The organism is Pseudomonas sp. SIMBA_068, assembly GCF_046534705.1.
In the GTDB taxonomy this organism is placed as follows: Bacteria; Pseudomonadota; Gammaproteobacteria; order Pseudomonadales; family Pseudomonadaceae; genus Aquipseudomonas; species Aquipseudomonas putida.
The window spans coordinates 1-273 of record NZ_JAWRYI010000474.1 but is presented as its reverse complement, the minus strand read 5'-3'; the positions used below and the strand labels follow the sequence as shown (position 1 = coordinate 273).

Here is a 273-nt window from a genome sequence, read left to right as displayed (position 1 = left end):
GCCCAGCTCTTCGAACAGGGTGCCAGGCACCAGCATGCCCTTGGCGTACTCTTCGGTGCGCCGGGCAATTTCCCATGCGCCCGGCAGACGCGAGAGCACTTTCTTGCTGCCTTCACGCATGCTCGCGTAAGTACGGCTGGAGGGGATTTTGGCCAGGTAGTTGGACAGGCCACCGACATTGCGCGAGATCGACATGTCGTTGTCGTTGAGGATCACCAGCATATTGGCGTCCACTTCCGGCGCGTGGTTCAGCGCCTCGAAGGCCATGCCGGC

1 protein-coding gene is annotated in these 273 nt (G+C 61.9%); it reads right to left on the bottom strand.

Annotated elements, in window-relative coordinates; genetic code table 11:
* Positions 1 to 273: 1-deoxy-D-xylulose-5-phosphate synthase N-terminal domain-containing protein (locus SB756_RS30025; RefSeq protein WP_410913231.1), on the bottom strand; the 273-nt coding region annotated here is incomplete at both ends.